Source organism: Ensifer sp. GW101-20A05, from assembly GCF_059424735.1.
In genome coordinates, this window is sequence record NZ_JBWKZT010000001.1 from 739,557 (window position 1) to 758,317 (window position 18,761).

Here is an 18,761-nt window from a genome sequence, read left to right on the forward strand (position 1 = left end):
ACATCTTAATTCCAGCGCGGTTTGCGCGTAAAATCAGCACCAGACAAAGCGCGGTGCCGCCTGTCACTTACCCCGTGCGGGATGCCCGCCTTGCATCAAGGAAACGGGAGTGTTGGCCATGGAAAAAACCCATGTCTGTGAACTTGCGGACGCCTATCTGCGTCTTGGCGGCCATCGCCGTGTCGTGATCGACGATAACGAGACATCCGTCAGAAGTTGGGAAGACGAGCCTCCGGAAGCCGAACAGTTTTGGCAAAAGGAAGTAGAGACACTGCCACCCGCCACACAGCGTGAAGTTCAGCTGATGTTGCGGACGATCAATCGCCTCTGAAGCGATCGAAAATGATCCGGTGCGGAACGGCAGCGCGGATTTCGATCCGCGATCCGCTATCGCCCATCAGGATCAGTGACCTTCGAATTCGATCAGCGTGCGGACATTGACGCCAAGCGCTTCGAGCTTCTTGCGCCCACCGAGATCGGGGAGATCGATGACGAAGCAGGCGGCGACGATATCGGCGCCCATCTGCTTCAGAAGCTTGGTGGCCGCTTCCGCCGTCCCGCCGGTCGCAATCAGATCGTCGACGAGGATCACCTTCTCGCCCGGCTTGATCGCGTCCTTGTGCATTTCCATTTCGTCGACGCCGTATTCCAGGCTGTAGGCGATGCGCACGGTGTCGTGCGGCAACTTGCCCTTCTTGCGGATCGGCACGAAGCCGGAAGAAAGCTGGTGTGCAATCGCGCCACCGAGGATGAAACCGCGCGCTTCGATGCCGGCGATCTTGTCGATCTTGGTACCGGCGTAGGGATGAACCAGTTCATCGATCGCGCGGCGGAATGCGCGCGGATTGCCGAGCAGCGTGGTGATATCGCGAAACATCACGCCCGGCTTCGGATAATCAGGAATGTTCCGGATGGCGGAGATCAGTTCCGATTGAACGGTGGTCATGGGCAAAAGGGCCTTTGCGTCTCTTGTTACCGCAAACCCATAACACCATCGGCCTCTTTGTCTATAACGGTTTCTTCTCGCGTCGTCGGCGGGAACAATTGGCCGCCCTTGGGGGTTGATGCTACTCTAATCGTGCGGTCGCCCGACCGGCGCGCCGCGCTCTCGCATCAAACTTTAGACAGGGAAGGAAGCACCATGCGCCTGTTTGAATGCGGTTCCCTCGTCCCGGGTTGCGAATGGCACACGCGCGCCGACAACGATGCCGAAATCGTGCGCCGCGCCGTCGAGCACATGCGCGAAACGCACGGCGAGACGGTTATTCGCGAAAACATGATCGACAACATCAAGGCCCGGATCACCGACGAATCCAAGGCGGCGTAGCCGTCCGGCCAAGGCGGCGTAAAGCCGTCCGGCCAAGGCGGGGTAGCCGTCCTCAAGGCGGCGCTAGCCGTCCGATTAGTCCGGCTTCACCATGGCTTCGAGCCGGGCGATGAGGTTTGCCCGGTCGAGACTGAAGTTGCGCTCGATCCAGAGATTTTCGAGCTCCCCGAGGATTTCGCCCACGCGCGGGCCGGCCGCAACGCCGGCCTTCAGCACGTCGCCGCCATTCAGCGGGAAGCTCGGCCGCTTCCAGGCCTCGGCGCGTGCCAGCAGCCGGCGCAGTGACGCGGTCTCGGACAAAAGCGCCGGGTCGCCTTCCGACTTGCGCCGTGCCGTCGCCAGCGCCAGCCGCAGCCCTATGACAATCCCCTCCACGCCATGACGATAGAGCAACCGATCGAAGGCCGTATCGACGGTGGTCGCGGGGACCGCCGGCGCCTTGGCCCAGCGGTTGAAATAGGCAGCTTCCGCTTTCGACAGACGCAGACGCTCCGCCATTGCCTCCAGGCGCTCTTCGTCCGGCGGTACGATCGCGGCCAGGCGCAGAAGCGGATCCGGTGCCCAGCCAAAGGCGCGCTCGGCGGCAACGATATCCGGGATCGCGTCGATGCCCCATTTTTCCGTTTCCGGCAGAATTTCGGTGAGCACACCGGCTTGGCGCATCCACAGCAGCGCGCGGCCGGGATCGGCGGCGGAAAGCAACTTCTTTGTTTCGGCCCAGACCCGCTCGGCCGAAAGCGTTGCAAGCTTCGAGCGCGCCCTGGCACAGGCGCGCAGGCCCTCGGCATCCGGCCTGCCGCTGCCGTAGTGGGCGAAGAAGCGGAAGAAACGCAGAATGCGCAGATAGTCCTCGGCAACCCGCTCTGAAGCATCGCCGATGAAACGCAGCGTGCGCGTCTCGATGTCCGAGAGCCCGCCGACATCGTCGAACACGTCGCCGCGGTCGTTCGCGTAAAGTGCGTTGATGGTGAAATCCCGCCGTTCGGCATCCGCCTTCCAGTCGGTGCCGAAAGCGACTTCCGCGCGGCGGCCATCGGTCGAAACGTCACGCCGGAGCGTCGTGACTTCATAGGGCGTTCCGTCGATGACGAGCGTTACGGTGCCATGATCGATGCCTGTCGGCACCACCTTGATGCCTGCCGCCTTCGCCCGCTCGGACACTTCGTCCGGACGCCAGGTGGTCGCCATGTCGATGTCGCCGGCCGGCAGACCCATCAGGCTGTTGCGCACCGCGCCGCCGACGACCCGGACCTCGCCGCCCTCGACGTTCAGGACCTCGAAAACACGGCGGAGAGAGGGCGATGAAAACCAGCCTTCGCCGGCAACGGAAGTCATGCGTAAAGCCTTTCATAAAGCATGCGGAGGATGCCGGCGGTGATACCCCAGATGTTGTGGTCGCCATAGGGCATTCGATAGAAATGCCGTTCCTCACCCTGCCAATGCCCGCGACCGCGGGTGTGATTGCTGGGGTTCATCAGGAAGGACAGCGGCACCTCGAAGACGCTTTCGACCTCGTCCGGATTGGCGATCAGCTCGAAGCCGGGCTTCACCACCGCCAGCACCGGGGTGATGCGAAAACCGGACATGGCCATGTAATGCGGCAGCCGGCCGATGGTCTCGACGAAGCGCGGATCGAGACCGATCTCCTCCTGCGCTTCGCGCAGTGCCGCCACTTCGACGGACCGGTCCTCGGGATCGACGGCCCCACCGGGAAAGGCGACCTGGCCGGAATGCTTGCGCAGGCTCGCCGTACGCTGGGTCAGGATGACGCTGGCATCGTCGCCATCGTCGACGACGGGCACGAGGACTGCGGCATCCTTCAGATGCAGCGTCTCCAGATAGGGCACGATGCCCGGATTGAGCAGGAAATCGCCATGGTCGCGCCAGGAGGTTTCCACCGGTCCGCCCATCTGGGTCAGCGCACGTCGACGGAATTCGTCAGCGGAGAAGAGATGCCGGTTCATCGCGACAGCGCTTCCAGCTCTGCCGCCGGCATGATCGGGAAGACGGCGCCGCCCGAGCGCACGCAGAACATCTCGGTGCCATCGACTTGCTGCGTCTCACCGAGTTCGACGATGTCGTACATGACGGGCCGGGAGACCAGCGCCTCCAGGCGCCCGCGCACATGCAGATATGGTTTCAGCTCCCGGTTCTCGCCGTGGATGACGAAGCGCAGCGGATGCTCCGGCCCGGCTTCGACCACATCGCCGACATTGGTGCGGAAGGTCAGGACCTGGCCCTGTTCTCCCTCGGTCATGCTCATTTCGACGGCCACGAACGGCGCATCGACGATGCGGATGCCGACCTTTTCCACAGGGGTCACGAGATAGGTGCGCCCATCCTCGTCCTTGCGCAAAACGGTGGAAAACAGCCTGACCAAGGGCTGCCGGCCGATCGGTGTGCCGAGATAGAACCAGGTGCCGTCGGCGCGGATCTCCATGTCGATGTCGCCGCAGAACGGCGGATTCCAGCGGTCCACCGGCGGCAGGCCGCGCGCCTTTTCGCCGGTCTGCCCCGCAGCACGCGCAATCAGTGCCGCCAGTCCGGCGGCATCGCCGGTTTGCTGAATTTCGGCTTCTGCCATTGTTCCGTCCCGTTTGACCCCGATTTTCAGATCGAGACCTTTGATATGTCACGAGATAGTGCGTCGGCGCCGACTTGTCAGCCGTCCGGCAGGGTCTAAATTGGAATTTGGCAACTGAAATCCCGGTATAGGGCGATTCGGTTTAACAACGGGCGACCGGGGAGTACGACCATGACTGTCATGAAGGGCGCGGCCGACGCGATCGACGAGAAGACGATTGTCGCCGCGGCCGAAAGCGCACTCGGCGAAATCGCCCGGGTGCGTGCGGAAGTCGGCAAGGTTATTTTCGGCCAGGAAAGCGTTGTCGAGCAGACCCTGCTCGCCGTTCTCTCCGGCGGCCATGCCCTGCTCGTCGGCGTTCCCGGTCTTGCCAAGACGAAGCTCGTCGCCACGCTCGGCACGGTCCTCGGCCTTGATTCCAGCCGCGTGCAGTTCACGCCCGACCTGATGCCCTCCGACATCCTCGGCTCGGAAGTCATGGACCAGGATGCGGCCGGCCATCGCTCGTTCCGCTTCATTCCCGGCCCGATCTTCACGCAATTGCTGATGGCCGACGAAATCAACCGCGCCTCGCCGCGCACGCAATCGGCGCTGCTGCAGGCGATGCAGGAGTATCACATCACCGTGGCCGGCGCCCGCAAGGACCTGCCGGCGCCCTTCCACGTGCTTGCCACCCAGAACCCGCTGGAGCAGGAGGGCACCTATCCCCTGCCCGAGGCGCAGCTCGACCGCTTTCTGATGCAGGTCGATGTCGGCTATCCCGACCTTGCGGCCGAGCGGCAGATTCTGCTCGAGACCACAGGTGTCAGCGAAGCAACCGCTCACCCGGTCATCGATGCAGCGCGGCTGCAGCAGATCCAGGCCCTGATCCGACAGATGCCGATCGGGGAAAAGGTGGTCGACGCGATCCTGTCGCTCGTGCGCTCCGCCCGTCCGGGCAACGGCAATGCCGCGACCGACAAGAACGTTGCTTGGGGTCCCGGGCCCCGTGCCGGCCAGGCGCTGATGCTCTGCGCCCGCGCCCGCGCGCTTTACGACGGGCGCCTGGCGCCGTCGATCGACGACATCCTGGCGCTTGCCGAGCCCGTGCTTCAGCACCGCATGGCGCTCACTTTCGCTGCCCGCGCCGAAGGCATGACCGTGCGCGACGTCATCGCCGATCTGGTGAAACAGGCCAGAGGCTGACGAATGGCCACCGTCGGGCACATAGTCTCGCGTACTCCTGCTGGTGAAGTACTTTCCCGCGCGCAACAGCGCGCCATGCTCGTTCCCGATTGCCTGGTCGAAGCACGGCGGATCGCCAATACCGTGATTTCCGGCTGGCATGGCCGGCGCAAGCGCGGCATTGGCGAGAATTTCTGGCAGTTCCGGCCCTACAGCGACGGCGAGAGCCTGTCGCGCATCGACTGGCGCCGCTCGGCGCGCGACGACCACACCTATGTCCGCGACCGCGAATGGGAGGCCGCGCACACCATCTGGCTGTGGGCGGATCTTTCCCCGTCGATGATGTACAAGTCGAGGCTCGGCGCCGTCTCCAAGGAGAGCCGCGCGCTCGTGCTGATGCTGGCGCTCGCCGAGATCCTCGCGCGCTCTGGCGAACGCATCGGCTGCCCCGGCATCATGGAGCCGATCTCGGCCCGCAATGCCGCCGAACGGCTGGCGACCGCAATCATGCTGAGCCCGCTTGCGGAAGGCCTCCCCAATACCGGGATGATCCGCAGCGCCAGCGATCTCGTGCTGATCGGCGATTTTCTCGATCCGGCGGAAAAGATCATGGACCGCCTCGGCCCGCTGGCACGCCGGGGTTTGCGCGGCCATGTGGTCGAGATCGCCGACCCTGCGGAAGAGGTGTTTCCCTATAGCGGCCGCACCGAATTCACCGACCCGGAGACCGGCGAGAAGTTGACGGCCGGCCGCGCCGAAGTGCTGCGCGAGGACTATCAGCGCGCCTATGTCGGCCGCCGCGACAGCCTGGGCGTGACGCTCCGCCACCTCGGCTGGACCTTCACCCCGCACAGAACCGACCGGCCCGCCTCGGAGGCGCTCGTCGCCGTGCATACCTATCTCTCCGGCATGCCGGGACGCGCGACGCACGGGGGCCAGCTATGAGCAGCTTGCCCTTCCTGTTCACCAATCCCGCCATCCTCGCCGCCCTCGTTGCCCTGCCCGTCATCTGGTGGCTGCTGCGCATGACGCCGCCAAGGCCCGCGGCCGAAGTCTTCCCGCCGCTGCGCATCCTGGCGTCCGTGATGAAGCGCGAGGAAACCCCGGCGCAAAGCCCCTGGTGGCTGACGCTGCTGCGCATGCTGATGGCCGCGGCGGTGATCCTGGCGATCGCCGATCCGGTGTTCAACCCGCGGCAGAACACGCTTTCCTCCGCTGGCCCGCTGGCGCTCGTCATCGACAACAGCTGGGCGACGGTCTCCGATTGGGATCGGCGGGTCGAGGCCGCCAATGCGCTCATCGACGATGCGGAGGCGAAGGATCTGCCGGTTTCGATCGTCTTCACGACCGATCGACAGCACGATGCGACCCCGGCTTCCGCCACCACCGCGCGAGACCGGCTGGCCGCGGCGCAGCCGCAACCGCTGCCGGCCGCGCGCGATCGGGCGCTTGCCGCCATGAAAGCCGCCCTCGCGAACTCGCCGCCTGGCACGCTTGCGTTCCTCAGTGACGGGATCGAGGCTGGGGACGGTCAGACGATGCGCCAAGTCGCGGAGATCGGCGCGGCCAACGTCCGCCGGATCGAAGGCAATGCGGAAAGCGCCATCGCGTTGACGTCCGCGACCAACGAAAACGAAGGCATGCGGGTCACGGCATCGCGGCTGCCGCTTGGCGAGCCACGCGCCTATTACGTCTTTGCCCGCGACGCGCGCGGCACCGCCATTGCCGAAGGAGAACTCCGCTTCGCTTCTGGCGCCACGGCAGCGAATGCCCTGTTGAGGGCCCCCTTCGAGCTGCGCAACGATTTCGCACGTCTGACGATCGAGGGCCAGGCGACAGCCGGCGGCATCCACCTGCTCGACGATGGCAATCGCCGTCGTCGCGTGGCCTTGCTGAGCGGCGAGGTGCATCAGTCGCAGCCGCTGCTTTCACCGCTCTATTACATCAAGCGGGCGCTCGAACCGCACGCCGACCTGATCGAGCCGCGAGAGGAAGCGATCGGCAAGGCGATTGCCGAACTTCTCGCTCAAAATCCGTCGATCCTGGTCATGGCCGACGTCGGCCGGCTGCCGGACGAAAGCTATCCACTGGTGACGCGCTGGCTGGAGAATGGCGGCATGCTCGTTCGCTTTGCCGGCCCGAGGCTGGCCGGTGCGCCTGCCGACGACCCGCTCGTCCCCGTCATGCTCAGGCAGGGCGAACGGTCCCTCGACGGCGCGCTCTCCTGGTCAGAGCCGCAGCCGCTTGCCGACTACCCATCTTCCAGCCCCTTTGCCGGTCTCGAGCATCCGCGCGATGTCCTTGTCAAACGCCAGGTTCTGGCGCAGCCGACACCGGACCTTGCCGAACGGACCTGGGCCAACCTCGCCGATGGCACGCCGCTGGTCACCACAGCCGAACGCGGACGTGGACGCATCGTGCTCTTCCACGTGAGCGCCGACCCAGGCTGGTCGAACCTGCCGATTTCAGGCTCCTTCGTCGACATGCTGCGCCGGTCCATCCAGCTTTCACGTGCCGGCGGCATTGCCGGTGACCAGACAAGCAAGGCGCAGACCCTGCCGCCCTATCGCCTGGTAAACGCTAGGGGCGAACTGACCACCGAGACGGGCAGCGCCCGGCCGCTTGAGATCGCCCCCGGAGTTGCGCCGATTGTTTCCGCAGACACACCGCCCGGCCTCTACGGCTCGGAAGAGGGTTTCGTTGCCAACAATCTTCTCCCCGACGGCGGCAGCATCGCTCCGATCAGAGGCAACCTCGTCAGCGAACGCGCGGAAGGGCTGGAAGGCGTGCGCCCATTCTCGATCCGGCCCTATCTCTTCGGGCTCGCGCTGATGCTTTTCCTGATCGACACGTTGATCGTGCTTTATATGGTGGGCGGCCTCTCAGGATTGCGCCGCCGCGCTGCCGGTGGCGCCGCCACGGCAGCCGTGCTTGCAACCCTTGGCCTTGCCACCCTTGGTCTTGCTGCCCTGGCACCCACGATTGTTCACGCGCAAGATAGCCAGCCAAGCGACGCGCAGACACTGCAACGCCTCGACACGACCCACCTCGCCTATGTCATCACCGGCGAGGCCGAGGTCGATCGATTGTCGGAACAGGGCCTGCTCGGCCTCAGCAACTACCTGACCTATCGCACGGCTCTGGAACCGGGCGCCCCCGTTGGCGTCGATCTGGAACAGGACGAGCTGGCGTTCTACCCGATCATCTATTGGCCGGTATCCGCCACGGCGCCGATGCCGAGCAGCAGAGTGATGAGCCGGATCGACGCCTATATGCGCAATGGCGGGACCGTGCTCTTCGACACGCGCGACCAGTTCTCCTCGCTCACGCCTTCGGCGGCGGGCGACAGCCCCAATGTGCAGCGCCTGCAGGAGATGCTGAACGGCCTCGACATTCCGCCGCTGGAACCGGTGCCCTCCGACCACGTGCTCACAAAGGCCTTCTACCTGCTTTCGAATTTTCCCGGGCGTTACACCGAGAGCCAGTTGTGGGTGGAAGCCGCCCCCCATGACGCCGAGGAGCAGAGCAACCGACCGGTGCGCGGCGGCGATGGCGTCACGCCGATCATGATCACCGGCAACGACTTTGCCGGCGCCTGGGCTGTCGACGCCAACGGCGCGCCGCTTCTGCCGACGGTACCGCCGGACGAAATGCAGCGCGAATATGCCTATCGGGCGGGCGTCAACATCATGATGTACATGCTGACCGGCAACTACAAGTCCGATCAGGTTCATGTGCCGGACCTCCTCCAGAGGCTTGGGCAGTGAGGGCTGATCGATGACTTATGGTTTTGCTCCGCTGCTTCCACTGATGTTCTTCGTGCCGCTTCTGGTCGTCGCGGCGCTGTTCATCGGCTACGGCCTATGGCGAAAGATACGCGGCGCCTGGCTGCGCGCCCTCGCCTTGGCCGCACTCGCCCTGGCGATCGCCAATCCTTCCATCTTCGTCGAACTGCGTGACCCGCTCTCGACGATCGTCGCGATCGTGGTTGACCGCAGCCAGAGCCAGCAGAATGGCGACCGCACCGAGCAGACCGATCGTGCGGTCGAGGGCCTGAAGGCGCGGCTGGCGGCGATACCGCTCATCGAGCCGCGCATCGTCGAGGCCAGGTCCGATCCGGCGAGCGTCTCGCCGGCGACCAACCTCTTCACCACACTTACGACAGCGCTCTCCGATGTTCCGCCAGCGCGCATCGGCGGCGCCATCTTTGTGACCGATGGCCAGATCCACGACGTGCCCGACGTCAGCCGCAAACTGGGTTTCGACGCCCCGGTTCATGGCCTGATCACCGGCAAGCCTGATGAGTTCGACCGGCGCGTCGAGCTCATCAACCCGCCGCGTTTCGGCATCGTCGGCGAAGAGCAGAAGCTCTCGTTCCGGGTTGTCGACGACGGCGCCGCGCCCGGCGGGACCGCGGAAGTCAGCATCCGCCTCAACGGCAACGAAATCGCCCGGGAACGGGCCGAGCCGGGCACCGACGTTCCCTTCAGCTTCAAGGTTACGCGCGGCGGCAACAACGTGCTCGAATTTGCGGTGGATGCGGTTCCGGGCGAAGTGACCACGACCAACAACCGTGCGGTTCACGTGCTCGACGGCATTCGCGAAAATCTGCGCGTGCTGCTTGTGTCCGGCGAGCCTCATGCCGGTGAGCGTGCCTGGCGTAATCTCCTGAAATCCGACGCCGCGGTCGATCTCGTGCACTTCACCATTCTGCGCCCGCAGGAAAAGCAGGATGGTACGCCGATCAACGAACTGTCGCTGATCGCGTTCCCGACGCGTGAACTGTTCGTCGACAAGATCAACGAGTTCGACCTGATCATCCTCGATCGCTACCAGCATCGTGGCCTGCTGCCGATCCTCTACTACGACAACATCGCGCAATATGTGGAGAACGGCGGCGCGCTTCTGATTGCCGCCGGGCCGGAACACGCCGGCGACGATTCGATCGCCGCAACGCCGCTCTCGGCCGTGCTGCCGGCCGCACCCACGGGTGTGATGAACGAGAAGGCCTTCTTCCCCCGCCTGTCGGAGGAAGGGAAGAAACATCCGGTAACCCGCGGCCTCGAAGGCTCCGACAGCGAGCCGCCGCACTGGGGCCGTTGGTTCCGCACGGTCGATGTCGACAGGCCTGAGGGCAATACGGTGATGGAAGCGGCCGACGGCAAGCCGCTGCTCGTGCTCAACCGCGTCGGCAAGGGCCGCGTCGCCATGCTGCTCTCCGACCAGGGTTGGCTTTGGGCCCGCGGCTTTGAAGGCGGCGGTCCGCATGTCTCGCTCTATCGCCGCACCGCCCATTGGTTGATGCAGGAGCCCTCGCTCGAGGAAGAGGCGCTGACGGCACGCGCCCGGGGCCGCACGCTGGAAATCACCCGTCAGACGATCGACGGCGACCCGGGTCCCGTTTCGCTCGTCTCACCCTCGGGTCAAAAGCAGGACGTGAAGTTGACGGAGCGCCAGCCGGGTCTCTATTCGGCAGAACTCGCCACGACCGAGACCGGTCTGTTCGAGATGGCCAATGGTGAACTCACGGCCCTTGCCCATGTCGGCGATCCCAATGCGCCCGAGTTCAAGGCGGCGATCTCGACCGAGGACAAGTTGCGCCCGTGGGCGGAGAAGACCAAGGGACTGGTGCGGCGTCTCGCAAGCGCCGACGGGCCGCTCGATCTGCCCACGGTCCTGCCGGTCAGGGGCTCGATACGTTCGGCCGACGACCAGCGCCTCTCGATCCGCATGACCGACGAAACCGTGCTGAAGGGCATCAACTCGCTGCCGCTGTTTACGGGCCTCCTCGGGCTTGCGGCACTGCTCTTCCTGATCTCCGCCACCTGGTATCGCGAGGGACGATGACCGAACGGACCGTCGTCGTCAGCAACCTTCGCGACACACCGCATTTCTTCGATGCCGTGGCCGATCGCATCTGGCGCGCCTGGTGGGAACAGCAGGGGTTTCCTCTGAGCCATATTACCGGCCTGCTCCAGGCGAGCCTCGCCGAAGACGCAGAATCCCTTTGCCTGGTGGCGCATGACGGGGATCGCTTCGTCGGCACCGCCTCGGTAATTGCTTCGGACCTCGAGGAGCGACCGGATCTCACCCCCTGGGTGGCGGCCGTCTGGGTCGACCCGCCGTTCCGCGGCACCGGCATCGGCGGCGACATCGTGCTGAAGGCCGCCCGTGCGGCGCTCGATTCCGGCGCGGAGGCCGTGCATCTCTGCGCCCTTCCTGGCAAGCGCGCCTTCTACGAGCGCCTCGGCTGGCGGCTCGATGAACAGGACGTGGGCGAGGATCGCCTCGACGTCTTCAGCATGCGCCGCACCTGAAAGGTTTTCGATGTTCGAGGTAACGGACGCGCCTCCGACCGAGGCGCTGGAAGCGATCGGCAATGGCCTCACAGCCTTCAATGCTGCCGATGTCGGCCCGTCGGAGCGGCGACCGCTCGCCGTGCTCGTCGGCGGTCCCGAGGCGAAGGGGCAACGCGGCGGCTTGAACGGCTACACCGGCTGGGGCTGGCTCTTCGTGCAATGGCTGTGGCTGCCGGAGGATCTTCGTGGGCGGGGCCTTGCCGGCAAGCTGCTTCAGGCGGCGGAAGACGAAGCGCGACGCCGCGGCTGCCACAGTGCCTGGATCGACACCTTCAACCCGCAGGCCCGGCGCGCCTACGAACGCCAGGGTTACCGGGCCTTCGGCGAATTGCCGGATTTCCCGATCGGCCGCACCCGGGTCTTCCTGAAGAAATCGCTCGTCTCCGGCTAGAGCGCGGTGCGTTCAATTGAACGCACAAAGGACGCTCTAGCCTCAGACCGCGAGCTGCAGCTCGAGCGGCACGGCGGACGCCGCCGCATCGTCCCGCCAGCCGATGATACCGGCAAGGCCGGCATGCACGCCCTCGGCCATCGGCACGACGAGCACCCGGGCGGGATCGACCGGTCCCGGAAATTCGAGCGCACCGTAGCGCACCTTCTCGAAACCGAGCGGCTGATAATAGGGCGGGTCACCGACGAGGATCACCGCCTCCGAACCCTGCCGCCGCGCCGCCTCGACCGCGATGCGCACCAGCTCCCGGCCGATACCCATGTTCTTGTGCGACGGCCGGACAGCGAGCGGCCCGAGCAGATGGCCTCTGACAGTGCCCGCAAACACAGGCGTCATCCTGACCGAAGCGATGGTCTCGCCGTTGTCGGCACAGATGAAGGACAGCGACCGATCATGCGGCCCTTGCTCGCGGATGCGCGCGGCCGCCCGGGCAAACCGGCCGGGGCCGAAGGCTTCTTCATTGATGATTTCGATGGCTGCGTCATGGGACGCGTCTTCGGTCAGGTAGACGAGATCGTGCTTTTTCATGGGATCGAGAAACCAGGCATGCGAACAGACATAGGGATGGCTTCGCCCAAACCGGGCGTTGGCAGCATCAGCGTCGTCGCAGGTTTCCCGAGAACATCATCAGTGCGGTTTCTTCCAACACGAAAAAAGTTGTGAGATCGCCGATATCAGAAAAATGCCCGCTGTCAAAGTCTAAAACGCACTGTTCGGATTTCGCCATCTATCGGACGCCGCTGGAAGCGCTATCTATGAGCGCAAGGATCACGAAGGAGATTTCAATATGGGCAGGTTGGTGGACGGCGTCTGGCAGGACGTCTGGTACGATACCGTGGCAACGAACGGCCATTTCAAGCGCAGCGCTTCGCAGTTTCGCAACTGGGTGACGGCAGACGGGTCCGCGGGCCCGAGCGGCGACGGCGGCTTCAAGGCGGAGGCCGGCCGCTATCATCTCTATGTCTCGCTCGCCTGCCCCTGGGCGCACCGCACGCTGATCTTCCGCAAGCTGAAGAAGCTGGAGGACCTCATCTCGGTTTCAGTCGTCGATCCGCTGATGCTTGCCCAGGGCTGGGAGTTCAAGGATGGCGGCATCGGTACCGGCGACCATCTCTTCGGATCGAAGGCGCTGTGGCAGATCTACACCCGCGCCGATGCCCACTATTCCGGCCGCGTGACCGTGCCCGTCCTCTGGGACAAGCAGCAAAACACCATCGTCTCGAACGAATCCTCCGAGATCATCCGCATGTTCAATTCCGCCTTCGACGGGCTGACCGGCTCGACGACCGACTTCTACCCGGAAGAACTGCGCGCCGAAATCGATGGGTTGAATGCCGACGTCTACAACGACGTCAACAACGGGGTTTACAAGGCGGGCTTTGCCACCACGCAGGCCGCCTACGAGGAGAGCGTCACCGCGCTCTTTTCCCGGCTCGACAAGCTGGAAGAACGCCTCGTGTCGCATCGCTATCTGACCGGCAGCCGCCTCACCGAGGCCGACTGGCGCCTGTTCACCACGCTGGTGCGTTTCGATCCGGTCTATGTCGGCCACTTCAAGTGCAACATCCGCCGGATCGCCGACTATCCGAACCTGCAAGGTTACCTCCGGGAGCTTTACCAGGTCCCGGGCGTGGCCGAGACCGTCGATATGCGCCACATCAAGGAGCACTACTACCGCAGCCACACGACCATCAACCCGACCGGCGTCGTGCCAGTGGGTCCGGTGCTCGACCTCACCTCCCCGCACGGACGCGAGAGGCTGTAGACCGATTGTTCGAGCGGCTGGACCGCCTCTACCAGTGAATGTCGAAGGCAGCGCTGCCGGCGAGTTCCGCAAGCCGGCGACGCGTCGCCGGCGTGGTATCCTCCGGCAGCGCATCGAGCGCGAAGAAGCCGCTTGCGGCGATCTCCAGATCCGGCGTCTTCGGCGCGGTCTGCCTGACACCGTCGCAGCGGTAGAAGACGACATGGTCGCGGCGGCTCGTGCGCCTGTTGTAGTAGACCTGGATGAGCACCGGCGGCGCCGTTGCCTCCAGGTTTCCCTCTTCGCGCAGCTCCCTGAGCAACCCGTTGATCGAGGCTTCGTCGCGATCGAGCCCCCCACCCGGCAGGTGCCAGCCCGGCAGATAGGAATGGCGCACGAGAAAAACCCGGCCCTCGTCATCGAAACAGGCAGCGCGCACGCCGATCGTCATGCCGCGCGCAAGGGCGTAATAGCCATGCGCGAGCCACATCAGGAGCCGGAGATACCAGCGCCGCATCTCCGGTGGCCGTTGCTCGTTCAGTCGTCCCGTCCTTCCCATGTTTTCGGCCGCACGCGATTCATCGGGCGACCTGATTCCCCTCGGCCGGAATATGCGCTAGACGGGGGCGATGTTCAAACTTGCCCATATCTCCGATGTCCATCTCGGGCCCCTGCCCGAATTGTCCTTAAGGGAGCTCGCGTCGAAGCGCATCACCGGTTTCGTCAACTGGCACCGCAACCGCAGCCGGCATCTCTTTACCGGCACGCTCGACACCCTGCTGGCGGATATCGAGAAGAAGGATCCTGACCATCTGGCGATGACAGGCGATCTCGTGAACCTCGCGTCTTCGCTTGAGATCAAGGCAGTGACCGAATGGCTGACGGATGCCGGCAAGCCGGAGAACATTTCCATCGTTCCGGGCAACCATGACGCCTATGTGCCGGGCGCCTACGAAAAGACCACCCGTGCCTGGTATCCCTACATGCGGGGCGACGATGCGCCGGCTCATTGGCACGACCGGCACCGTTGCTTTCCCTATATGCGGGTGCGCGGACCGGTCGCGCTGATCGGCTGCTCGACCGCTGTCGCAACGCCCCCCTTTGCCGCAAGCGGCTATTTCGGCCAGCGGCAGGCACGCGCGACCGTCAACATGCTGCGGGCCGCCGGCGAAGCGGGCCTCTTTCGCATCGTCATGATCCACCACCCGCCGATCCGCGGCGCGGCCTCGATGCACAAGCGCATGATCGGCATCCGCCGTTTCGCCGCGACGATTTCCTCGGGCGGTGCGGAGCTCGTGATCCATGGCCACACCCATCTCAACACCGTCTACTGGCTGAAGGGCCAGAATGCACCGGTCCCGGTCGTTGGCATCGCCTCGGCCTCGCAAGGCCCGGGCGGCCACAAGCCGCCAGCAGCGTATAACCTCTTCACCATCACCGGCGAGCCGGGCAATTGGCAGCTGACGCGCGAACGCTATGCGCTGAACGGTGACGCAACGACGGTGACACTCGCCGAAACGACGCGTTTCTGAAGTCGTCAGGCGGGCCCACTTCGCAGAATATTCATCGCCCGGCGAATAATTTCCCGCATTCATGCGTCATACCCCAGTCGTGCGCCGCCTGCTGGTGGTGTGCACTGTCTTCTGGCATGCTTCGCCGCTGAAGCCGCCCGACGGCGGCTCACCTCCTTTCGGAGCGTCAAGGACACGCGATCATTTTGAAACGACGCGCGGGCTTTCGAGGGCATGCGCAAGGAACGGGAGATGGCATGATGTACCGGAAGAGCCTGCTTGGCGCCCTGATTGTGGCCGGCGCAACCAGCTTCATGGCGCAGGCCGTGATGGCAGCCGGCGAAGACACCAGCGAACCGCCCAAGAAGACCAAGACGACCAGCGAATGCACGGATGGCAAGGTGTGGGACGCAAAGAAGAATGCCTGCGTCAACGCCAAGAAAAGCGACCTCAGCGACGATATCCTGTTCCAGGCTGCCCGCGAGCTCGCCTATGCCGGCCAGTATGAAAATTCCATCAAGGTGCTGGGCGCGGTCAAGGACCAGAAGAGCGCCCGCGTTCTCAACTATCTCGGCTATGCCAACCGCAAGGCCGGCCGCATGGAACTCGGCATGCAGTACTACAAGCGCGCGCTCCAGGCCGACGAGAACTACATTCTCGCGCGCTCCTACATGGGCCAGGCGCTGATCGAACAGGGACACGTCGAGGAAGCACGCGTGCAGCTCGTCGAGATCCGCGATCGCGGCGGCGAAAACACCTGGGCCTACCGCGCACTGTTGCAGTCGCTTGGCGGCGTCCGCCAGTACTGACCCGACGGGAGCACGGACGGCGCCCGGCGCCGCCTCGATCGCAGCGCCAAACGACAGAGCGCCGAGCGCGCAAGAGACGCGCCAGCATCTAGCCCTTCTTTGCGCCCCCGCTGCTGCCGCTTGCAATGGGCGCGCTCTCGTTCTTCTTCTCCGACCATTCCGGCGGCAGACCGAGCGCGCCGCCAGCGATGCCGCCGAGACCGGATCCTTTGCCGAAAACAGCACAATCGGGATCGGAGGGTTTGCCGGTCACCGCATAGGCGACGCTGTTCTTGACGTTCTTCATCGAAGGCAGTTCGAAGTCGGATTTCATCGGGTCACCCGATTTTTCCAGCAACGCACTGAAATCGCCTGAAAAATCTCCGGCAAGCTCAAAGGCGTCGGCAGCCGTCGATGCGCGGGAACCATTGGTGAGGATGTTGGCACCGCGCGCCCATGTCAGCCCGGCGATCTGCTTGCCCCGCGCGTCGAAAGCCTCCGCCTCGACTGCGAGACTTCCGAGACCGATCGGAATGCGCGGAACCGGAACGGGAGCGACCGCCGAGGTGACGGTCGACACGCCCGCAACAACGGCATTTGTCGATTTGACCTTGCTGATCACGGAGCGCACGGCCATATCCGCCGGCTTCGATATCGGCACGATATCGAATTGCGCACTCAGTGCTTCGCAGAGCGACCGGTCGATCGCCGTCGCCACCAGTTTCTTCTGCGGATCTCCAAGCTTGTCGAGATCGGCATTGGAAGCGAAGGTCGTCGGGATCACGTGCACCGTCTTCACGTTCTTGGTCGAGGCGGCATCCACCCGATACTTCGTCTTGGTCACCATCCCGTCGCTGGCGACGAAATCCTTGTAGGACGATAGCGATCCGGTTTCCATGACCTGAGCGCTCTGGCATGCGGCAAGCCCCGCAAGCAGCGGAACCACCGCACCAATGCGCATAGCCATGGCTCCTCGTCGAAGCTGGGCTCGGCCCCATCGGCCGCCCCCGATCCGGGCGGCATTCATTCTCTTGCTACGATGCTGTGTGTTCATTGGCGTGTCCCCGACATCGACTTGCAGTTGTGCGATGAGGTCCGGCCAGATTCGGGCCGAACTTTGACGCGATCTCGGGGCACGGGTGCAGTTTACGGTAACGAAGTCCTCGGTTAACGGCCGCCAGCAAGCAAAAGCTTTTTGGGAAAAGACGCTATGAAGCAGCAGAATTTGCTTCCCGTTCCGGCACTTCCCTTGCAGACTAAGGGGCAAATGTTTCATATCATCCGGCTCGTGCCTCGCACCGCGAATAAATGCACGATCCGGCACGTTTCATTTGGAAGAGCAATGCGTCCAGCGGCAGAAACGAAGGACTTCAGACGCGACTTGGTCAGTCTCCTGCCCAAATTGCGTCGGTTCGCGATGACGCTGACGCGCAACGCCAATGATGCCGACGACCTGGTCCAGGAAGCCTGCGAGCGCGCGATCACGCGCAGCCACCTGTGGAACGGAGAAGGCCGGCTGGAAAGCTGGGTCTATGCGATGACGCGCAACCTCTGGGTCGACGAGATTCGCAAGCGCAAGGTCCGCGCCGGCAGCGGCACGGTCGATGCGCTCGGCCAGGACGAGCTCAGCATCGAGGCTTCGGCCGAAAAGGCCGTCTACGCCAACCAATTGCAGAAGATGATCCTGTCGATGCCCGAAGGCCTGGCGAGCGTGTTCCTGCTGGTCAACGTCGAAGGCCATAGCTACCGCGAGACGGCCGACATCCTCGGCATTCCGATCGGCACTGTCATGAGCAGGCTGTCGACGGCGCGCCTCAGGCTTGCCGCCATGATCTCCGAGAATACCGAAAGGAGGGCCTGACCGTTGCAACAGACAAAGGGTCACGCACTCGAAGTTCGCCTATCCGCCTATATCGACGGCGAGATCGGCGAAGCGGAACGAAATGAACTCGACGCGCTTCTCGCCCGCGACGACGACGCCAAGGCTTTGTTCGAAAAGCTGAAAGCCGGCAGCAGCTTCGGCGATACGGCTTTTGAGGATTTTCTGCACGATCCCGTGCCGCTGGCCCTGGTGCGACAGATCAAGCAGGGTCCCGGTGTCAGCCCCAAAACCGAACGCGTGACGGCGACAGCCGCCAACGTCAGAAACGTGCGCATCTGGCCGCGCGTGCTTGCCGCATCGGTTGCACTGATGCTGCTCGGCGGTTCGGCCGGCTTCGTCATCGGCACGGCAAACAATGTGGGCGAACCGGCCGAAGTGGCAGCGGCGCGCGGCTGGCTGGACGATATCGCCGACTACCACCGCATCTATTCGCGCCAGAAAGAGCATCTCGTCGAGGTTCCCGCCTCCGAGGCTCCCAAGATCGAGACCTGGCTTGCGTCCAGCGTCGGCGTTCCCTTCAAGATTCCGCAGCTTGGCGGCAAGGGCCTGACCTTCGCAGGCGCCCGCCTGCTGGTGGCGAACGGCAAACCCGTGGCACAGCTCGTTTACCGCAGCACTGAGGGCGAGATCTTCGCGATCTGCTTCCTCAAGAATACCACCGGCCCGCAGTCGAACGATTTTGACGAGAGCATCCGCGATGATCTCGGCATGGTCTCCTGGCAGAGAGGTGGCGCCTCCTTCGTGCTCGTCGGCCCTTCCGCCCATGTCGGGATGCAGGATATCGCCGAGGCCGCCGCCGCGACGATCTGAGTTCACGCCTTCAAAGCTTGGCTTTGCCGCAACCAACACGAAAATTCTGGAGCCGCCCCCTTGGCAACACCAGTTGCCAAGGGGGATTTCGCTGCCATGAAAAGCAGACATCGGCCGCGGTCGGCAGAAAGCATAATTCCT

Annotated in this window: 20 protein-coding genes; 13 read left to right on the plus strand and 7 right to left on the minus strand. The window is 64.2% G+C overall.

Translation table 11 applies throughout. The annotated features are described in order from the left end of the window. Positions 1 to 118: 118 nt before the first annotated feature. Entirely contained in the window at positions 119 to 331 is a 213-nt protein-coding gene (locus AC070A_RS03765; RefSeq protein WP_057253108.1) for a hypothetical protein, read from the plus strand. 72 nt (positions 332 to 403) lie between these two features. Here the strand turns inward: AC070A_RS03765 and AC070A_RS03770 are convergent, their stop codons facing one another. Further along, positions 404 to 946, minus strand: a complete 543-nt coding sequence (locus tag AC070A_RS03770; protein WP_057253106.1) for an adenine phosphoribosyltransferase — start codon at positions 944 to 946, stop codon at positions 404 to 406. Between the two features lie 195 nt (positions 947 to 1,141). On the opposite strand from AC070A_RS03770, the gene AC070A_RS03775 reads away from it, so the two are divergent. Next, positions 1,142 to 1,327: a DUF1059 domain-containing protein gene (locus AC070A_RS03775; RefSeq protein ID WP_057253104.1), complete on the plus strand. Its 186-nt coding sequence runs from the start codon at positions 1,142 to 1,144 to the stop codon at positions 1,325 to 1,327. A gap of 75 nt (positions 1,328 to 1,402) precedes the next feature. On the opposite strand, the gene AC070A_RS03780 is transcribed toward AC070A_RS03775, so the two are convergent. Genes AC070A_RS03780 through AC070A_RS03790 form a run of 3 tightly spaced genes read right to left on the minus strand, consistent with a single transcriptional unit; the run spans position 1,403 to position 3,911 of the window. Further along, complete coding sequence (locus tag AC070A_RS03780; RefSeq protein ID WP_058321136.1) at positions 1,403 to 2,662, minus strand: CCA tRNA nucleotidyltransferase; 1,260 nt, start codon at positions 2,660 to 2,662, stop codon at positions 1,403 to 1,405. Next, positions 2,659 to 3,291, minus strand: a complete 633-nt coding sequence (locus AC070A_RS03785) for a CoA pyrophosphatase (protein WP_058321137.1) — start codon at positions 3,289 to 3,291, stop codon at positions 2,659 to 2,661. Before AC070A_RS03785 ends, AC070A_RS03780 begins: the two co-directional genes overlap by 4 nt. Next, positions 3,288 to 3,911, minus strand: coding sequence for a DUF1285 domain-containing protein (locus tag AC070A_RS03790; protein ID WP_113511309.1), 624 nt, complete (start codon positions 3,909 to 3,911; stop codon positions 3,288 to 3,290). The genes AC070A_RS03785 and AC070A_RS03790 overlap by 4 nt, the downstream gene beginning before the upstream one ends. 171 nt (positions 3,912 to 4,082) lie before the next feature. Between AC070A_RS03790 and AC070A_RS03795 the strand changes: the two genes are divergently transcribed. The 6 genes from AC070A_RS03795 to AC070A_RS03820 are packed head-to-tail and all read left to right on the plus strand — an operon-like array spanning position 4,083 to position 11,825. Next, complete coding sequence (locus AC070A_RS03795) at positions 4,083 to 5,096, plus strand: AAA family ATPase (protein WP_057253096.1); 1,014 nt, start codon at positions 4,083 to 4,085, stop codon at positions 5,094 to 5,096. A 3-nt stretch (positions 5,097 to 5,099) separates the two neighbouring features. Further along, positions 5,100 to 6,020, plus strand: coding sequence for a DUF58 domain-containing protein (locus AC070A_RS03800; RefSeq protein ID WP_058326538.1), 921 nt, complete (start codon positions 5,100 to 5,102; stop codon positions 6,018 to 6,020). Next, on the plus strand, positions 6,017 to 8,842 hold the full coding sequence (locus AC070A_RS03805) for a DUF4159 domain-containing protein (RefSeq protein WP_113737069.1): 2,826 nt from the start codon (positions 6,017 to 6,019) through the stop codon (positions 8,840 to 8,842). Before AC070A_RS03800 ends, AC070A_RS03805 begins: the two co-directional genes overlap by 4 nt. Before the next feature lie 10 nt (positions 8,843 to 8,852). Continuing rightward, positions 8,853 to 10,922, plus strand: coding sequence for a hypothetical protein (locus AC070A_RS03810; RefSeq protein WP_113737068.1), 2,070 nt, complete (start codon positions 8,853 to 8,855; stop codon positions 10,920 to 10,922). Beyond that, positions 10,919 to 11,392, plus strand: coding sequence for a GNAT family N-acetyltransferase (locus AC070A_RS03815; protein WP_162770944.1), 474 nt, complete (start codon positions 10,919 to 10,921; stop codon positions 11,390 to 11,392). Before AC070A_RS03810 ends, AC070A_RS03815 begins: the two co-directional genes overlap by 4 nt. 10 nt (positions 11,393 to 11,402) lie before the next feature. Continuing rightward, a complete protein-coding gene (locus AC070A_RS03820) occupies positions 11,403 to 11,825 on the plus strand; it encodes a GNAT family N-acetyltransferase (protein WP_058326535.1) in 423 nt (140 codons plus the stop codon). A gap of 42 nt (positions 11,826 to 11,867) precedes the next feature. Here the strand turns inward: AC070A_RS03820 and AC070A_RS03825 are convergent, their stop codons facing one another. Continuing rightward, the gene (locus AC070A_RS03825; protein ID WP_058326534.1) at positions 11,868 to 12,413 is read right to left on the minus strand and encodes a GNAT family N-acetyltransferase; all 546 of its coding nucleotides are present in this window, start codon (positions 12,411 to 12,413) and stop codon (positions 11,868 to 11,870) included. Positions 12,414 to 12,672: 259 nt separating this feature from the next. Here AC070A_RS03825 and AC070A_RS03830 point away from each other — a divergent pair, with 259 nt between their 5' ends. Beyond that, on the plus strand, positions 12,673 to 13,650 hold the full coding sequence (locus AC070A_RS03830; RefSeq protein ID WP_113737067.1) for a glutathione S-transferase family protein: 978 nt from the start codon (positions 12,673 to 12,675) through the stop codon (positions 13,648 to 13,650). 28 nt (positions 13,651 to 13,678) lie between these two features. On the opposite strand, the gene AC070A_RS03835 is transcribed toward AC070A_RS03830, so the two are convergent. Then, positions 13,679 to 14,188 carry an NUDIX domain-containing protein gene (locus AC070A_RS03835; RefSeq protein ID WP_113737066.1) on the minus strand — a complete coding sequence of 170 codons (510 nt, stop codon included), beginning with the start codon at positions 14,186 to 14,188 and terminating at the stop codon, positions 13,679 to 13,681. Positions 14,189 to 14,258: 70 nt separating this feature from the next. On the opposite strand from AC070A_RS03835, the gene AC070A_RS03840 reads away from it, so the two are divergent. Both AC070A_RS03840 and AC070A_RS03845 read left to right on the plus strand, forming a co-directional pair. Further along, the gene (locus tag AC070A_RS03840) at positions 14,259 to 15,161 is read left to right on the plus strand and encodes a metallophosphoesterase family protein (protein ID WP_057253082.1); all 903 of its coding nucleotides are present in this window, start codon (positions 14,259 to 14,261) and stop codon (positions 15,159 to 15,161) included. A 236-nt stretch (positions 15,162 to 15,397) separates the two neighbouring features. After that, positions 15,398 to 15,949 (plus strand): tetratricopeptide repeat protein, encoded by a 552-nt coding sequence (locus tag AC070A_RS03845; protein ID WP_162770943.1) that lies wholly within the window; start codon positions 15,398 to 15,400, stop codon positions 15,947 to 15,949. 88 nt (positions 15,950 to 16,037) lie between these two features. Here AC070A_RS03845 and AC070A_RS03850 read toward each other — a convergent pair whose 3' ends face one another. After that, positions 16,038 to 16,895, minus strand: a complete 858-nt coding sequence (locus AC070A_RS03850; RefSeq protein ID WP_162261317.1) for a DUF3313 domain-containing protein — start codon at positions 16,893 to 16,895, stop codon at positions 16,038 to 16,040. A 375-nt stretch (positions 16,896 to 17,270) separates the two neighbouring features. Between AC070A_RS03850 and AC070A_RS03855 the strand changes: the two genes are divergently transcribed. After that, positions 17,271 to 17,789, plus strand: a complete 519-nt coding sequence (locus tag AC070A_RS03855; RefSeq protein ID WP_057253076.1) for an RNA polymerase sigma factor — start codon at positions 17,271 to 17,273, stop codon at positions 17,787 to 17,789. A gap of 3 nt (positions 17,790 to 17,792) precedes the next feature. Next, positions 17,793 to 18,620 (plus strand): anti-sigma factor family protein, encoded by an 828-nt coding sequence (locus AC070A_RS03860; protein WP_058326531.1) that lies wholly within the window; start codon positions 17,793 to 17,795, stop codon positions 18,618 to 18,620. Positions 18,621 to 18,761 lie beyond the last annotated feature (141 nt).

Excerpts from the sequence above, each read along its gene's own strand:
- AC070A_RS03765 (WP_057253108.1), top strand. The coding sequence starts at position 119 with ATGGAAAAAACCCATGTCTGTGAACTTGCGGACGCCTATCTGCGTCTT.
- AC070A_RS03770 (WP_057253106.1), bottom strand. The coding sequence starts at position 946 with ATGACCACCGTTCAATCGGAACTGATCTCCGCCATCCGGAACATTCCT.
- AC070A_RS03775 (WP_057253104.1), top strand. The coding sequence starts at position 1,142 with ATGCGCCTGTTTGAATGCGGTTCCCTCGTCCCGGGTTGCGAATGGCAC.
- AC070A_RS03780 (WP_058321136.1), bottom strand. The coding sequence starts at position 2,662 with ATGACTTCCGTTGCCGGCGAAGGCTGGTTTTCATCGCCCTCTCTCCGC.
- AC070A_RS03785 (WP_058321137.1), bottom strand. The coding sequence starts at position 3,291 with ATGAACCGGCATCTCTTCTCCGCTGACGAATTCCGTCGACGTGCGCTG.
- AC070A_RS03790 (WP_113511309.1), bottom strand. The coding sequence starts at position 3,911 with ATGGCAGAAGCCGAAATTCAGCAAACCGGCGATGCCGCCGGACTGGCG.
- AC070A_RS03795 (WP_057253096.1), top strand. The coding sequence starts at position 4,083 with ATGACTGTCATGAAGGGCGCGGCCGACGCGATCGACGAGAAGACGATT.
- AC070A_RS03800 (WP_058326538.1), top strand. The coding sequence starts at position 5,100 with ATGGCCACCGTCGGGCACATAGTCTCGCGTACTCCTGCTGGTGAAGTA.
- AC070A_RS03805 (WP_113737069.1), top strand. The coding sequence starts at position 6,017 with ATGAGCAGCTTGCCCTTCCTGTTCACCAATCCCGCCATCCTCGCCGCC.
- AC070A_RS03810 (WP_113737068.1), top strand. The coding sequence starts at position 8,853 with ATGACTTATGGTTTTGCTCCGCTGCTTCCACTGATGTTCTTCGTGCCG.
- AC070A_RS03815 (WP_162770944.1), top strand. The coding sequence starts at position 10,919 with ATGACCGAACGGACCGTCGTCGTCAGCAACCTTCGCGACACACCGCAT.
- AC070A_RS03820 (WP_058326535.1), top strand. The coding sequence starts at position 11,403 with ATGTTCGAGGTAACGGACGCGCCTCCGACCGAGGCGCTGGAAGCGATC.
- AC070A_RS03825 (WP_058326534.1), bottom strand. The coding sequence starts at position 12,413 with ATGAAAAAGCACGATCTCGTCTACCTGACCGAAGACGCGTCCCATGAC.
- AC070A_RS03830 (WP_113737067.1), top strand. The coding sequence starts at position 12,673 with ATGGGCAGGTTGGTGGACGGCGTCTGGCAGGACGTCTGGTACGATACC.
- AC070A_RS03835 (WP_113737066.1), bottom strand. The coding sequence starts at position 14,188 with ATGGGAAGGACGGGACGACTGAACGAGCAACGGCCACCGGAGATGCGG.
- AC070A_RS03840 (WP_057253082.1), top strand. The coding sequence starts at position 14,259 with ATGTTCAAACTTGCCCATATCTCCGATGTCCATCTCGGGCCCCTGCCC.
- AC070A_RS03845 (WP_162770943.1), top strand. The coding sequence starts at position 15,398 with ATGATGTACCGGAAGAGCCTGCTTGGCGCCCTGATTGTGGCCGGCGCA.
- AC070A_RS03850 (WP_162261317.1), bottom strand. The coding sequence starts at position 16,895 with ATGGCTATGCGCATTGGTGCGGTGGTTCCGCTGCTTGCGGGGCTTGCC.
- AC070A_RS03855 (WP_057253076.1), top strand. The coding sequence starts at position 17,271 with ATGCGTCCAGCGGCAGAAACGAAGGACTTCAGACGCGACTTGGTCAGT.